Raw genomic sequence first — 15,734 nt, forward strand, 5'->3', positions numbered from 1 at the left:
TAGCCACTGATTATTTCGTTGTCTCACCTTTTACAAACACACTTGCGATCACACCTGCAATCAGTCCCCAGATAGCATTTGTAACAAACACACTAACGAATGCAAACATATTCGTTAACGGGCCTTGTAGTTGCCCGAGTAGGATTGGTGAAAAGATTCCACTGATAATAATGGCTAGTACTGCATAACCAATCCCAACCAACATCAACGTTAACACAGGCTGTGACTCCCGCGCTCTAACTACTGCGATAATCCAAACAAACGATATAATAATCGTTGCACCTATACTCGCAACCGGCTTTCCAATAGCTTCGGAAATACCTAACATACTCATAACTGGTCTTACTAAAGCAAAAACAACTAGGATGATAATTAATTTCCAGTTTAATTTTTTCAAATTTCTTCATCTCCTAAGAAAAATTATTAGTGCCAAAAAGCTTATATCTGTACTATACAGACCATTTCTTATTGGAATCTAAACTAATTCTTAAGCGTTTCTTAAATGAAGAAATAAGTGTACTAATCCTGATTACATCTGTATTGTAAATAGCTTCCAAGTAACTTGTTAGCTTCCAACCAAGGATTCGCTATAGAAGCAGAAATTTTAATAAAGTGAAACTTCAATCAGTGGATTTTACTTCCTCTTAATATGGCATAAAAAGAGGAATCAATGAAACTTCCATTGAGTGTACTATTGCCCGAAGGAAGCTCACTATTTCACCTTTCCTCTTAAAACAAAAAACACCTACCAACGTTAATTTATCAACGTTGGTAAGTGTAAATATATTTTATATCGAATGTAATTTGTTCAGATGATACAGCGGAACATACATAGATTAACCGCCAGATACCTTATTTAAAACCAAGCACTGGGTGTGGCACATAGGCTTCTTCCAACATTGAAATTTCCTTAGGAGTTAACCTAACCTCAAGCGCAGCCACTGCATCTTCCAGATGGGACATTTTAGTCGCTCCAATGATTGGTGCAGTAACTGGTTCCTTTTGCAGCACCCAGGCAAGTGCGATTTGAGCTCGGGAAACACCACGTTTTTCTGCCAATACTGCTACCCTCTCAACCACTACTCGATCTGATTCAGCTGTTGCAGCATAAAGGGATTTTCCGAATTCATCCGTTTCTGAGCGCTCCGTGGTTTCCACCCAGTCACGAGTCAGCCGTCCTCTTGCTAGAGGACTCCAAGGGATAACGCCAATCTTTTCCTCCTTGCAGAGAGGAAGCATCTCACGTTCCTCTTCACGATACAAAAGGTTTAAGTGGTTCTGCATGGATACGAATCGAGTCCAGCCATTTTTGTCAGCAATATGCAATGCTTTAAGAAATTGCCAGGCATACATCGAAGAAGCACCGATGTATCTTGCCTTCCCCGCCTTTACAACATCATGCAAGGCTTCCATCGTCTCTTCAATTGGTGTGTGATTATCCCAACGATGGATTTGATAGAGATCGACATAATCAGTCCCTAGTCGCTTAAGGCTATTATCGATTTCACTCATGATTGCCTTTCGGGAGAGCCCAGCCCCATTAGGACCTTGATGCATACGACCGTGAACCTTTGTCGCAATGGCAATTTCATCCCTTTTTGAATACTCCTTCAACGCCCGTCCGACAATCTCTTCACTTGTCCCATCAGAGTAGACATTAGCGGTATCAAAGAAGTTAATTCCAAGTTCAAGCGCCTTTTTGATCATAGGGCGGCTCTCTTCTTCGTTTAGTACCCAACGGTGACTCCCTCGCTCTGGAACACCAAAGCTCATACAGCCAAGACAAAGGCGAGATACATCCATTCCTGTATTGCCTAGTTTTACATAATCCATTTTCACAAACCTTCTTTCTATCAGACTTTTCTTTTTCCAGTAAATATTAAGCATAAGCTTTATGAATCCTTAGTATCTCGCTCCAGTTTCTCCCCCTCTATCCTGGAGGGCATTCTATTATTTTCTGAATACTATCCGTCATTTATTATTTTTGGAAAATCTGATCAATCACTTGAATTTCTTCAGCTGTTAATTGAATGTCTAAAGTTTTTAAATTATGAAGTACTTGGTCTGCCCGCTTTGCTCCAGGGATGATTACATCGATGGCATCACGTGTTAAATACCAGGCAAGAACGACGTGTGCAACTTCTGCACCTTTTGCGATGGCAATTTTACGAACCTTCTCTATCTTTTCTAAGTTTTGTTGAAAAACTTCTCCGTGAAATTGCGGTCTTTTTCGGTTCTTCTCACTTAGCTCGGAGTTTTCATTATATTTACCTGTTAATAACCCTGAGGCAAGCGGATAGAAAGGAACAAATGAAATATGATGTTCCATTGTATATGGGAACAATTCCTCCTCGGCACCTCTGCTTAATAAGTTATACTCTCCTTGAAAAACATCAACATATCCGTCTTTATTGGCTTCTTTTAACTGCTCAAAAGAGAAGTTAGATACACCGATTGCTCGAATCTTTCCTTCATCCTTTAATTGTTTTAATGCCCCGACCGCTTCATCCTTTGGTGTATCTTCATCAGGAAAATGAATATAAAATAAATCTATGTAATCCGTTTGAAGCCGTTGTAAACTCTCCTCCACTGCTTGCTGTAAAAAAGCCGGTGAATTATCAAGGACAATCTCTTTCCCTACAAATTTATGGGCAGCTTTTGTAGCGATAACAATCTCCGAACGATTACCACTCTCTTTAACTATTTCACCGATTATTTCTTCAGATCGTTTCGGACCGTAAATAAAGGCTGTGTCTAAAAAATTAATTCCATTTTCTAACCCTGACTGAACTAATTCCCTTCCTGCTTCTTCATCAAGGTTGGGAAATAGATTATGACCACCAACAGCATTGGTTCCTAGACCAAGTGGGTTTACATATAGATCTGTTTTTCCAATTCGGGTTTGCTTTGACATTTACCAATCATCTCCTTTTTATATACTAGTTCATCATAACAAAATATAAGCGATAATTGAAAAAAGTAGATACAAAATTCAAAATAGTTCGACCACTATCAATTTCTTACATTACCAAATTCCCGAAATAATTTAGATTTCATCAAAGTAACTATTACTTCAAAATAATGAAGACACCTAATTAAAGGTGTCTGACAGACGCACTTGAATCTTTCCTCCATTAACGATGTTTAATTTCAGGCTGCCGTTTTTCAATAAAGGCACTGATTCCTTCTTTGGCATCTTCTGTATGAAAAACATCCTGAAATAACTGCTCTTCTAGTTTAAGTCCTTCCTCAAAAGATAGTTCTGCTCCTTTATTCACTGCATATTTGATGCGGCTTACTGCTTCAAGGGAACGCTTGGTTAATTTTTGTGCCAAAGCATTTGCAACCTTCATCCCTTCCCCTTTAGAAACTACCTGATTGACGATTCCAAGACGAAGTGCTTCTTCCGCAGAAATCGGATCTCCTGTAAACATCAACTCTTTGGCTTTTGATGGCCCTACAAGCCTTGGCAATCGTTGCGTTCCACCGGCACCGGGTAGTAGTCCAAGCTTCACTTCAGGTAAACCAACTTTCGCATGCTCTTCTGCAATACGAATATCACAGGTTAAGGCTAATTCAAGTCCCCCGCCGAGCGTATAACCATTTAATAACGCTATCGTTGGTTTTGGAATTGTCTCTATAAAACGAAATACTTCATGTACGGAGATATCACCGCCGTTTTCTTCAGCCTTTTCTCTTCCGTCTGGAAATCCCTTAATATCGGCACCTGCCATAAAAGCACGCTCACCAGCCCCAGTTAAAATAATAGAAATCACGGCCTGGTCTTCTTTTAATTGCGTAAAAGTGCTGTATAATTCAGCAGCGACCTGATTGCTTAATACATTCATAGGCGGGTTATTAATGATGACAGTTGCCACACCGTTATGTTTTGTTACAGATATGAGTTCAGCCATATTTTCATCTCCTTTTTTGTTTATTGAAAAGGTTTATACGTAATAGCTCTATGAAGTAAGGTGGTGATTGCTTAGCCATTTACTCCTTTATTTGCTTTCGTACTACAGTTTTTAAGCGTCTTCTGAAACTTTTCTGTATGTTCCCCAAGCCTCGGGGCCTCTGTACGAATTTCACCAGGAGTTTCTGATAATTTGATTGGAATCCCAATCTGTTTCATCGTACCTAACGTTGAATGACTGACAGTCTGGATCATCTCACGTGCAATAACTTGGGGGTTTTCCACCATTTCTTCGAACGTAAGAACTGGGGACACACATGCTTCTGTTTCTGAAAATACTTCTAACCACTCAGACAACGTTTTTTGATAGATAATCGTTTGTATCTCATACTTTAAACGGTGTTGTTCATGCAATGGCGCTTCAAGAAGCGAAATAAAGTCACTCTTACCTATCCCATGACAAAACATTTTCCAAAACTTTGGTTCAAGCGCCCCTACAGAGAGCCAGCGGGCATCCTTTGTTTCATAAACCCCATAGCAGGCCCGACTCCCATCTAGCATTTGCTCACCTCGTTTTGGTGACAGATTTGTAGATAGATAGTTAGGAAGTACTGTTTGCAGCCACGAAATGACCCCATCCATCATCGAAATATCGATAAACTGCCCCTTTCCTGACTTTTCTCTTTCCAATAAAGCCAGTAAAATTCCTACAGCAGCAGGAAGAGCTCCTCCGCCGATATCAGCTATTTGTGTAGCAGGAACAGCCGGTTTTCCATCCTTTTCTCCCATTAGGTTCAGTAAACCGGCATAACTAAGATAATTAATATCATGACCGGGTTCCGTTGCGTATGGACCGGTTTGCCCATAGCCTGTTATTGCACAATAAACGAGGCCCGGATTTATCCTCTTTAATTTCTCGTAATCTATCCCGAGCCTTTTCATGACACCTGGACGAAAGGATTCCACCACTACATCCGCTTTTTCGACCATTCCCAGGAAGTCTATTTTTCCTTTCTGTAATTTCAAGTCTAGGCAAACACTTTTTTTATTTCGATTGAGAGAATGAAAGATTGCACTGTCTTCGTCCACTTTCGGATCATAATGCCTCGCATAGTCACCAATTTTAGGATCTTCCACTTTTACAACCTCTGCCCCAAAGTCTGCTAACAGCATCGTACAGTACGGTCCCGGTAGCAGACGGGTTAGATCAAGAACACGAATGGACTTTAAAGGCAAAATAATCCTCCTTCCCGCTATAAACTCCCACACCATTATTAAATCCGCATGGTCACAAGCAACGTTCAGAATATATGTTCCAAACCGATTAATCCAATCTCTCAATTATTGTTGCATTAGCCATTCCGTGTCCCTCACACATGGTTTGTAGCCCGTACCGTCCTCCAGTTCGTTCCAGCTCAGACATCAATGTTGTCATTAGACGACCACCACTGGCACCAAGCGGATGTCCAAGTGCAATCGCACCACCATTGGGATTTAACTTTTTTGGATCAGCACCGGTTTCCTGTAGCCAAGCAAGTGGTACAGAAGCAAATGCCTCATTAACTTCAAAAATATCAATATCTTCAATGAAGAGACCTGCCTTTTTTAATACTTTTTTCGTAGCAGGAATTGGCCCTGTTAACATTAAGGTCGGGTCAGACCCAACAACAGAACGGGCAATTACACGGAACCTTGGCTTAAGCCCTAGTTCCTCTGCTTTTTCGCGTGACATCAGCAGAAGTGCTACGGCACCGTCACTAATTTGACTGGAATTCCCCGCCGTTATGCTTCCATCTTCCTTAAATGCCGGTTTAAGAGACCCGAGTTTCTCAAGATTCGTATTTTCTCTTGGACCTTCATCATCTCTCACTACTAGTTGCGTTCCATCTGGAAGTGTCACTTCGAGTGGCATAATCTCTCTCTCAAAACGTCCTTCATTCCGGGCAGCAACTGCCTTTACATGACTTTCCAGCGAAAAAGCATCCATTTGTTCACGACTGAATCCCCATTTAGCTGCAATCCGTTCCGCAGATAAACCTTGATTAATGATTTCATATTTAGACGTTAGCGCCTCACTTATTTTAACCCCCTGCATGTTTGACCCCATCGGCACACGTGACATATTTTCAATTCCGCCGGCAACGACAATATCCATATCCCCACTGATAATTGCCTGAGAAGCAAAGTGCACAGCCTGCTGACTCGATCCACACTGGCGATCAATGGTTGTCCCAGGTACCTCTATTGGATAACCCGCAATCAACGCTGCCTGTCTTGCAATATCAAAAGCTTGCTCCCCTACTTGTGACACGCAACCAAATATCACGTCCTCCACCAACTCAGGTGAAATACCTGCTCTTTTAACAACTTCCTCCAATGGCTTTGCTGCCAAATCCTCCGCACGAATTCCACTTAATACCCCGTTGCGTCTCCCAACTGGGGTTCTAACAGCTTCTACTATTACCGCTTCTCGCAAGGCTATCATCCTTTCTATTAATCCATTTACGTTTTAATCTCAACCGATTTACTCTACGTGCTTCACCTCTGTTATTTTAATCCCATGTTCTTCGCAATAATGACTTTCATAATTTCATTGGTACCCGCATAAATCGATGAAACTGCTACATCACGATACCTTCTCGCAATCTCATACTCTTCCATATACCCGTAGCCCCCATGCAGCTGCATACATTCACCAGCTACTTTCTTTGCCAGGTCAGTCGTCCACCATTTCGCCATCGAAACTTCTGTTACCACATCTTTTCCGGAAACATGATCCTCTATCAACCGGTCGACAAACGCCCTGCCAATTTGAAATTCAGTATTCATTTCCGCAAGTTTAAATTGGGTATTTTGAAACTGACTGATACTTCGACCAAATGCTTTTCGTTGTTTTACATATTCAACCGTTAAATCTAACATGATTTCCGTTGCTGCAATACTCTGAATGCCCACCATTAAACGTTCTTGCTGCAGCTTATCCATTAAATAATAAAAGCCTTTCCCCTCTTCCCCTAATAAATTACCAGCAGGGACACGAACATCTTCAAAAATCAGTTCACATGTATCATTTGCATGTTGTCCAACTTTGTCCAGCTTTTTCCCCTTTGTAAACCCTGGTGTATCCGCCTCAACAACAAACAGGCTCACTCCTTTATGCGGCGAATCAGCTTGCGGATTTGTTTTACAAACAACAACAACTAAATCGGCCGTATAACCATTAGTAATAAACGTTTTTTCTCCGTTTATAATGTACTCATCACCATCTTTGATAGCGGTTGTTTTAATGGAAGCCAAATCCGACCCTGCTCCTGGTTCTGTCATGGCGATGGCGGATATCAAATCTCCAGTTATTGCTCCGGGTAACCAGCGTTCCTTCTGTGTCTCTGTGCCAAAGGATTCAATATATGGCATAACAATATCATTATGGAGACCAAATCCAACCATCGCTGTGCCAATCCTTTCAAATTCCTCATTAATTACAACGGAATAACCAAAGTCGGCATTAATAGCCCCGTATTTTTCATCCGCCCATGGACAAAGGAAGCCTTGATCCCCTGCCTTTTTCCAAAAAGATCTCGGGACCTGCTGATCTCTTTCCCATTGTTCAAAATAAGGAACTGCTTCCTTTTCAAGAAACTTTCGCAATGCACGACGGAAAATATTATGCTCTTCCTTTAAAAAAGACCTTTCCATGTAGAATCCCCCTAAATATTGAAATTTTGCCCTTACTTCGGTTGCATTCGGATTGCTCCATCCAATCGAATCGTTTCACCGTTTAACATTGGGTTTTCCATAATGCTCCCAGCTAAAAGTGCGTATTCTTCGGGATAACCTAACCTTGATGGAAACGGTGTCATTTCTCCCAATGCTTTTCGGGCTTTATCCGGAAGAGTCGCAAATAATGGTGTCTCAAATAACCCAGGAGCAATCGTCATCACCCTGATTCCAAGTGAGGAAAGATCCCTTGCAATCGGCAATGTCATACCCGCGATTCCACCTTTTGATGCACTATAGGCAGCCTGTCCAATTTGTCCGTCAAATGCAGCAACAGACGCAGTGTTAATAATGACTCCGCGCTCACCATTCTCATTCGGTTCATTTTCAGCCATTTTTGCAGCAGCAAGACGGATGACATTAAATGTTCCAATTAAATTAACCTGAATGACCTTGGAAAAAGAAGCTAATCCATGCACACCTTTTTTACCAAAAGTCTTTTCCGCAGACCCAATTCCTGCACAGTTGACGAGTACATTTACATTTCCAATCGTTTCAACAGCCTCATCCAACGCGACCTGCACGCTCGATTCGTCGGTAACATCCGTTTTAATAAAGTAGACATCTACCCCGAGTTCCTTTGCGAGATGATGGCCTTTCTCCTCTGCCAGATCCAAAACAATAGCTTTCCCGCCTTCTGAAACAATCTTTCTAACTGTAGCTTCTCCTAGACCTGAAGCCCCACCAGTAACAACAGCTACACTGTTCCCGACTTTCATGTATTCCCCTCCATTATTATTGTATTTCAGTCTTTAATCAGGACACGTTACAAATAACCCGAGATAGACTCCGCCATTTCCGTTTTACCCTTTTCCATCAGCCCAATACCATTCGTGCCACCCAACTGATGACACCTAAAATAATATTTTTGAAAACACGTTTTAATAGAGATAGAGGTTTTTACTTTAATAACCTATGAAAATAGCTTGTACGCTATTCAAACACCCTTAAAAGTTTATTCTTGTTAAGAATTTATATGCATAATAGAGGGATTTTTCCACTTCAAATCAAAGAGATGGTTTTCTTGCATCATTGAAGTGAAAGAACCATCCCTTTGATTTTCTTGCATTGATTTTAAAAACAAAAGGGCTTACTCTCATTTTATTAGGCTCATTTCGTAGAGATGGTTGTTTTTCGGATAAAAGTAATGGAGCGTTGACCGTTTCTTTCCGCTGCAGGCACTAGACTCCTCGGGGAGGAAGTCTAGTGCCTTCCTCTCCAATCGACTCTGCGTTTTCCATACTGTTAAAAGCAACAATCTTTTAGAAGACAGCCTTTTATTAAAAAGAATCAAGAATCGACCGAATACTATGTACCCTTCCAGAAAAGAGGAATAAGTCATTGTAGTTACTTCTAATAAACTCATCTATGATTCCTATTTTTTTGTCTAATTTTTCGATAATATCTACTGTTTGCTTTTCATCCCAACTATACTTATTCAACCGTAACAACTCATCCGCTAAAATTTGAAACCTGAATTCCCCCACAAGGGCATGTAAACGATACAATACATCCTGATTCGGTACAAAATAGGTGTGATGATGATACGTTCTGTTAACCAAATCAATTAAACCTTGTAGACTCTCTGCAAGCAAATTAGCTTTCCTCATATTGGAATTCATTTTGCTTCCCCCTTCTCCCTTTTTCCTATTATGTATAAGTGCCAAGAAGATGTCTCATTCCAAAGTTTTTACGAGGAACTAGTGGAATCTGTGCTCTGCTACTGCTCTACTGCCCCATTTATTTAATCCCTAACAATATCTTCCTTACGCTCGTTTTATAGATATGTTCCCCCTTTTAAACACGTAATTATTATTGGCAATATCCTTTCATCACTGTTCTGTAGGATTTTTCTCTATTGATTTTGTCCCGCTAGATCTTCGGCAACACCTTTATATTTAAGATATAGTTAAAATTTTTCATAAAAAATAAACTCCTAATGCAAATTACTAGCAAAAAAAGTAGTTTAGTACTAAACTAAAAATAGTTTAACATTAAACTATTTTCGAAAAGGATGAGGATTTTGAAAAAACTGCAAGATAAAATCATCATTATTACTGGCGGTGCTGGTGGAATTGGTAGTGGTATCGCTAAAGCAATGGTAAAAGAGGGCGCCATCGTTACGATTGTAGACATCGACGAAAAAACTGGGAAAGAAATGGAGAAAGAACTACAGGCCTTTTCTCCACACTCTATGTTTCTTCAAGCTAATTTAATGGATCGAGAAAACCTTGGGCAAATTATCACAAAAGTGACTGAAAGATACGGCAAACTTGATGTATTAATCAATAATGCACATGCATCGAAACAAGCAACGATTGAAAATACAACACAAGCAGATTTAGATTTATCTTTCGGTACTGGATTTTATCCAACCTTCTATTTAATGAAAGCTGCACTGCCATATTTAAAAATAACAAAAGGGAGCGTCATTAATTTTGCCTCAGGTGCAGGTTTGAATGGTCACGAAACACAAGGTGCATATGCAGCCGCAAAAGAAGCAATTCGCGGGATTTCACGGGTAGCTGCAAATGAATGGGGAAAGTTCGGAATTAATGTAAACCTAATCAGCCCAATCGCTAATTCCCCTGGTGTAGAAGCTTGGGCAAAAGCACAACCGGAGTATTATGAAGCAGTGAAAAGTAAAATTCCAATGGGGCGTTTTGGTGATGTAGAAAAAGATATCGGAAGTGTTGCGGTATTTCTCGCTTCTGAAGATTCACAATACATTACGGGTCAAACACTCATGGTCGATGGCGGCTCTATTATGCTTCACTAATTTTTTTACGAATGGAGAAATCTATGAAGCAAAAAGACATTTTTAAACTTATTCATGCAATTGAGCAAATAAATAATGAAAACATCATCAGGTTCACAAAATCATTTCCCTACCCACTTGGCATCTCACCGATTTTGGTATTAGCAGAATTAAAAACAAAAGGACCTCAAAAACCGGTAGAATTAGCAGGTACTCTTGGCTATACAAAAGGAGCAATGACCAACATTGCGACAAAACTTGTTAGTCTAGGATTAGCAGAAAAATTGGATGATGAATATGACCGTCGCTCAACCTATTTAACTATCACATCTAATGGTAAAAAGGCATTAGCAGAAGCACAGGAAATTGGCAAAGATTTATTTATGCAACATTTTGAAGTCTTAAACGAAGAAGAAATCAATCAATACTTAGCAATTCAAGAAAAACTTGTAAAAGCGATTCAAGATAAAAAAGAATAATGAACAACCTATTTAAATGGAGGAATTTCACATGGGTAGATTAACAGATAAAGTTGCAATTATTACTGGAGGAGCACGCGGAATGGGAGCAACGCACGCACGATTGTTCATCAACGAAGGAGCAAAAGTTATCATTGCTGATATTCTTGAGCAGGAAGGACAAGCTTTAGCAAAAGAACTTGGAGAAAATGCAACATTCTTCAAACTTGACGTAACCAAAGCAACAAATTGGGAAGAAGTTATTTCCGCAACAGAGAAGACTTTTGGACCTGTAAATATATTAGTCAACAATGCTGGTATTACGATGAGTAAATCCATTGAAGAAACATCTGAAGAAGAGTACCGAAGAATCATTGACATCAACCAAGTATCTGTATTCCTTGGTATAAAAGCAGTAATCCCATCTATGAAAAAAGCAAATAGCGGTTCGATTGTTAACATTTCTTCTATTAACGGACTTGTCGGAGGTGCTGTTGGCTATACGGATTCAAAATTTGCGGTAAGAGGACTAACAAAAGCAGCTGCGCTTGGCTTATCTCATTATGGCATTCGTGTCAATTCTGTTCATCCAGGAGTAATCGAAACACCAATGATTAAACAAGAAGATTCAAAAGATGCTATCGAAGAATTTGCTAAGTATATACCAGTAAAAAGAGTTGCGAAACCAGAAGAGGTTTCCAACATGGTGTTATACCTTGCATCAGATGAATCCAGTTACAGCACTGGCTCAGAATTCGTTGTCGATGGAGGAATAACGGCACATTGAACTACCCCCACTTAGCAAGCCTGAAGTGAGGGATTCCTAAGAACTCCATTCTATCGAACAGATATTGATTAGGCGATCCCTGTCGCACCAACAGTTACGAGACGAATAGCTTCGTTTCGGAGATTCAATCCTGCGTTAATATCCCTTTGGTGATGACTTCTACAAGAAGGGCATGTCCACTCACGCAAAGCGAGATTTTTAACGTCTTTATTTTTGTACCCACAACACGAACAGAGCTGACTACTGGCAAAGTTTTTGGCAACGACGACTTTCTTGCCGTACCACTCTGCCTTGTATTCGAGCATCCGTTTGAACTGTGACCAAGCTACTTCACTAATAGCTTTGGAAAGATGGTTATTTTTTAACATGCCACTTACGTACAAATCTTCCAAGCCAATCACGTCGTGGTTTTTGACGAGATTGGTGGAAATTTTGTCTAAGTAATCTTTCCGCGTATTAGTGATAGCTTCATGAATACGAGCGACTTTTTTTCGTTGTTTATCCCAATTTCCCCCACCTGTTTTCCGTCGTGAAAGAATGCGCTGTGCTTTTACTAGTTTTTCTTCTAATATGCGGAACCATTTGGGGTTACGGAATACCCTTCCATCTGAAAGTGTCGCAAAATCCTTTAATCCGAGATCAACACCGACAGCTGTATTTGTCTTGGACCATTCTTCTACCTCGGTTTCCACAAAAATGGATACAAAATATTTCCCGCTAGGGTTTCGCCTAATCGTCGCATTAATAATCCGTCCCGTTATATCACGACTTTTTGCAAAACGAACCTTTCCAAGTTTCGGTAACTGGATGTGCTTATCAAATACAGCGATATTTCCATTCGTTTGTTTTGTCGTGTACGATTGCACTTTATTCTTTTTGCTTTTAAAGCGAGGTGCTTTCGTTTGTTTTTTGTAATAGCGCTGGTAAGAATCGGCTAGGTTTTCAACCGATTTTTGAAGCGAAATACTGTCTACCTCTTTTAGAAAAGGATAATGTTCTTTCAGTTGACGAACTGCCTTTACCGTTTCATATTTATTGAAAAAGGAACCTTTCCATTCGTTGGTTGGGAGTTGTCCCTTTTGCTTCATTTCCTCCACGATGTACCAATAAGCATTCTTCTCTTTCTGTTTACCGTGAAAGAAGTTGTAGACGAATCTCGAACAGCCAATCGTTTTATTGATTAAATCAACTTGCTTTCTATTCGAGAAGATGCGAAACGTAAAGGCTTTTTTGACTTGCATGATTTTCACCTCACCAGAAGGAACGTTTGTTCCCGTTATACCATAGTGAGGAATATTTTGGCTATCGCCAACCGAAATTCATCTCCCCCTTACCGCTGGGATACATCCCATCTCGCGCTTGAAGAGGGAGTCTTCTTTCGGGAAATGATAAAAATAACACCTCTTTTAAAGGGTATCCCCAGTTTATTTTAGCAATAGGACAGAGAGGTATAGGTTGTTCCTTATCCCGGTCCCTTTCTTATCTACGTTTAGATTACTTTAATATGAAACTCCTTCCCCCGCTCAATTATTCCTTTCCCCTCACACCAAATCAAACTTTTTATCACGGGAATCTCTTGTTAAAATATATCTTGCTAGTTAAAAGTTGAAGAAATGGAGTGTACATATTGCTAAAACAATGGTTACGAGATTCCAATTACACAGTTGTATTTACGGGCGCTGGTATGTCTACCGAAAGTGGACTTCCAGATTTTCGCTCCTCTAATGGAGTGTGGAAGAAAAAAGACCCTAGTCGAATTGCAAGCACGGATTCGTTAAATCAAAATGTCCATGAGTTTATTGAATTTTATCGTGAAAGAGTTCTTGGCGTAAAAGAATATTCACCGCATCAGGGCCATTACATTCTTGCAAAATGGGAACACCAAGGAATAATACAGTCAATCATTACGCAAAATGTAGATGGTTTTCATCAACAAGCTGGCTCTCGACAAGTTGCAGAGTTGCACGGAACACTGCAAAAATTGCATTGCCAAACATGTGGCAAGGAGTACAGCAGTGAAGAATACATCAAGCAAGATTATTATTGTGAGTGTGGTGGCGTCTTACGTCCATCAATCGTCTTATTCGGTGAATCACTGCCGGAAGATGCTTTTCAATTTGCTTTTGAAGAATCTCAAAAAGCGAATCTCTTTATTGTCCTTGGCTCCTCTTTAACCGTTTCTCCTGCAAACCAATTTCCGCTTATCGCAAAGGAAATTGGTGCAAAATTGGTGATTGTAAATCAAGACCCAACAGAATTTGACCATTATGCAGACCTTATAATTAGCGACCAGAAGATTGGGAAGGTTTTGAAGGAGATGGATGAGTAAAATAAAGGAACGGTTCTTCATTGAAGTGGAAGAACCGTTCCTTTTCGTCTAAATACTATTTACTTCATTACTCTGGAATATAAGGTAAATCCTTATTTTTAGGAATATTAATAACATGTGTATCTGTATAGGCGAGAAGACCTTCTTTTCCGTATTCACGTCCAATTCCCGATTGTTTCACTCCTCCAAACGGAAAACGTACATCTAGTCCCTGAACAGCCGCAGTGTTAATCATTGTTGTACCGGCTTGGACGTGTTTAGCTACTTCGATAGCATGCTCCTCTTCTCCCCACACGGAGCTAGTAAGTCCGTAAATACTGTCATTAGCCAATTCAATCGCATGCTTATCATCGTCGAAAGGTAAAATTGGTACTGTTGGTCCAAATTGCTCTTCTACTACGATAGGATCATTATAATCAGCGCCTAAAACGACTGTTGGCTGCATGAAATACCCTTCATTAAATAAATCCTCGTCCAGTACTTTACCTAGTTTAACAACTTTAGCTCCCTTACTTTCCGCATCGTTAATTAAACCTTGTACATATTCAGCCTGTTTTTTATTGTTTACAGGTCCAATTGTTACATCTTTATTAAATGGATCCCCCACTCGGATCCACTTGTTTGCTGCTTCAATATATTTCTCAACAAACTGATCATAGATAGCCCGGTCTACATAGATTCTTTTCGCAATCATACATATTTGGCCAGCAGTTAGAAAGTTAGAAATGACAAGGCGACGCATAGCTCTTTCATCATTCACATCAAAACTTTTTAAAATAAGCGCTGCGTCATTTCCTCCTAATTCTAGTGTCATTTTTTTAATTGTATCTGCTGCAGCCTTCATAATATGTTTAGCTGTTTCTGTCCCCCCTGTAAAGGCTATTTTAGCAACCTTCGGATTAGAAGTTAATTCAACACCGACATCACTTTCACCATGGACTAGGTTAAGTACTCCATTAGGGAATTCATCTGCAATTAATTCTACTACCTTACTTACCGCTAAAGGTGCTAACGGACTTGGTTTCAACACCATCGTGTTACCTGCTAATAGTGCAGGAGCAATTTTAATCGTCGAAAGAGATAAAGGATAATTCCATGGTGTGATAGCGGAAACAACCCCAATTCCATCCCTAGCAATAATCGTTTTCCCATTATCATGTTCTTTGATTTCATTACCTAATACTTCTTCGGCATTGTCACAGGCATATTCCATCCACATCAATGATACTCCTATTTCTCCCTCTGAGTCATATAGTGGCTTTCCGTGTTCTTTTGATAGCAACCCAGCTATTTCTGAAGTAGCATCTTTTATTTTTTGAATAGCTCTTCTCATTCGTTTAATTCGTTCCTCTATTGGCGTTTCAGTCCAATTGGGAAAAGCCTCGTGTGCAGCATCAATCGCACGGACTGTCTCCTCACGCGTATTTACTGGTGCGTATCCTACAATTTCACTTGGATGTGTAGGGTTTTCGCGTGGTTCCTGTTTTTCTGAAGGGATTTTTTCCCCATTAATAATGGCATTTATTACAATTTGATCGTTAGGCATAGATAGTCCTCCTTTGATATAGTACGTGAAACTTTAAATACTAACTAAGTATTTACAAAAATACTAAATGAAAAACCTTTTCTTTGTACGTAATGCTTATGTAGCAATAACGATTGACCAAACCCTTTATATCTTTAGTTGCTACAACAACTAAAAGGGTTACTAA

The 15,734-nt window shown here is 39.9% G+C and carries 15 protein-coding genes; 4 read left to right on the forward strand and 11 right to left on the reverse strand.

Features of this window, described 5'->3' with window-relative positions:
- Window positions 1–10: 10 nt before the first annotated feature.
- The 9 genes from ACFSUL_RS17245 to ACFSUL_RS17285 form a co-directional block, all read right to left on the reverse strand.
- A complete protein-coding gene (locus ACFSUL_RS17245) occupies window positions 11–397 on the reverse strand; it encodes a hypothetical protein (protein ID WP_377937141.1) in 387 nt (128 codons plus the stop codon).
- 455 nt (window positions 398–852) lie between these two features.
- Entirely contained in the window at window positions 853–1,833 is a 981-nt protein-coding gene (locus ACFSUL_RS17250; protein WP_377937754.1) for an aldo/keto reductase, read from the reverse strand.
- A gap of 145 nt (window positions 1,834–1,978) precedes the next feature.
- On the reverse strand, window positions 1,979–2,914 hold the full coding sequence (locus tag ACFSUL_RS17255) for an aldo/keto reductase (protein WP_377937142.1): 936 nt from the start codon (window positions 2,912–2,914) through the stop codon (window positions 1,979–1,981).
- Between the two features lie 220 nt (window positions 2,915–3,134).
- Window positions 3,135–3,914: an enoyl-CoA hydratase/isomerase family protein gene (locus tag ACFSUL_RS17260; protein ID WP_377937143.1), complete on the reverse strand. Its 780-nt coding sequence runs from the start codon at window positions 3,912–3,914 to the stop codon at window positions 3,135–3,137.
- 71 nt (window positions 3,915–3,985) lie between these two features.
- Complete coding sequence (locus ACFSUL_RS17265; RefSeq protein ID WP_377937144.1) at window positions 3,986–5,149, reverse strand: CaiB/BaiF CoA transferase family protein; 1,164 nt, start codon at window positions 5,147–5,149, stop codon at window positions 3,986–3,988.
- Between the two features lie 88 nt (window positions 5,150–5,237).
- Window positions 5,238–6,389, reverse strand: coding sequence for a thiolase family protein (locus ACFSUL_RS17270; protein ID WP_377937145.1), 1,152 nt, complete (start codon window positions 6,387–6,389; stop codon window positions 5,238–5,240).
- A gap of 71 nt (window positions 6,390–6,460) precedes the next feature.
- The gene (locus ACFSUL_RS17275; protein ID WP_377937146.1) at window positions 6,461–7,609 is read right to left on the reverse strand and encodes an acyl-CoA dehydrogenase family protein; all 1,149 of its coding nucleotides are present in this window, start codon (window positions 7,607–7,609) and stop codon (window positions 6,461–6,463) included.
- Window positions 7,610–7,641: 32 nt separating this feature from the next.
- Window positions 7,642–8,409 carry a 3-hydroxyacyl-CoA dehydrogenase gene (locus ACFSUL_RS17280; protein WP_377937147.1) on the reverse strand — a complete coding sequence of 256 codons (768 nt, stop codon included), beginning with the start codon at window positions 8,407–8,409 and terminating at the stop codon, window positions 7,642–7,644.
- A gap of 561 nt (window positions 8,410–8,970) precedes the next feature.
- Window positions 8,971–9,312 (reverse strand): hypothetical protein, encoded by a 342-nt coding sequence (locus ACFSUL_RS17285; protein ID WP_377937148.1) that lies wholly within the window; start codon window positions 9,310–9,312, stop codon window positions 8,971–8,973.
- Between the two features lie 401 nt (window positions 9,313–9,713).
- On the opposite strand from ACFSUL_RS17285, the gene ACFSUL_RS17290 reads away from it, so the two are divergent.
- The 3 genes from ACFSUL_RS17290 to ACFSUL_RS17300 are packed head-to-tail and all read left to right on the forward strand — an operon-like array spanning window position 9,714 to window position 11,693.
- A complete protein-coding gene (locus ACFSUL_RS17290; protein ID WP_377937149.1) occupies window positions 9,714–10,469 on the forward strand; it encodes an SDR family NAD(P)-dependent oxidoreductase in 756 nt (251 codons plus the stop codon).
- A gap of 23 nt (window positions 10,470–10,492) precedes the next feature.
- On the forward strand, window positions 10,493–10,927 hold the full coding sequence (locus tag ACFSUL_RS17295) for a MarR family winged helix-turn-helix transcriptional regulator (protein WP_377937150.1): 435 nt from the start codon (window positions 10,493–10,495) through the stop codon (window positions 10,925–10,927).
- A gap of 31 nt (window positions 10,928–10,958) precedes the next feature.
- Window positions 10,959–11,693, forward strand: coding sequence for a glucose 1-dehydrogenase (locus ACFSUL_RS17300; RefSeq protein ID WP_377937151.1), 735 nt, complete (start codon window positions 10,959–10,961; stop codon window positions 11,691–11,693).
- Window positions 11,694–11,761: 68 nt separating this feature from the next.
- Here the strand turns inward: ACFSUL_RS17300 and tnpB are convergent, their stop codons facing one another.
- Entirely contained in the window at window positions 11,762–12,934 is a 1,173-nt protein-coding gene (gene tnpB, locus ACFSUL_RS17305; RefSeq protein WP_377937152.1) for an IS200/IS605 family element RNA-guided endonuclease TnpB, read from the reverse strand.
- Between the two features lie 386 nt (window positions 12,935–13,320).
- On the opposite strand from tnpB, the gene ACFSUL_RS17310 reads away from it, so the two are divergent.
- Window positions 13,321–14,022 (forward strand): NAD-dependent protein deacylase, encoded by a 702-nt coding sequence (locus tag ACFSUL_RS17310; protein ID WP_377937153.1) that lies wholly within the window; start codon window positions 13,321–13,323, stop codon window positions 14,020–14,022.
- A 67-nt stretch (window positions 14,023–14,089) separates the two neighbouring features.
- Here ACFSUL_RS17310 and ACFSUL_RS17315 read toward each other — a convergent pair whose 3' ends face one another.
- Window positions 14,090–15,568 carry an aldehyde dehydrogenase family protein gene (locus tag ACFSUL_RS17315; RefSeq protein ID WP_377937154.1) on the reverse strand — a complete coding sequence of 493 codons (1,479 nt, stop codon included), beginning with the start codon at window positions 15,566–15,568 and terminating at the stop codon, window positions 14,090–14,092.
- Window positions 15,569–15,734: the final 166 nt, after the last annotated feature.

Source organism: Bacillus seohaeanensis (assembly GCF_042684945.1).
Classification (GTDB): domain Bacteria; phylum Bacillota; class Bacilli; order Bacillales; family Bacillaceae_B; genus Rossellomorea; species Rossellomorea seohaeanensis.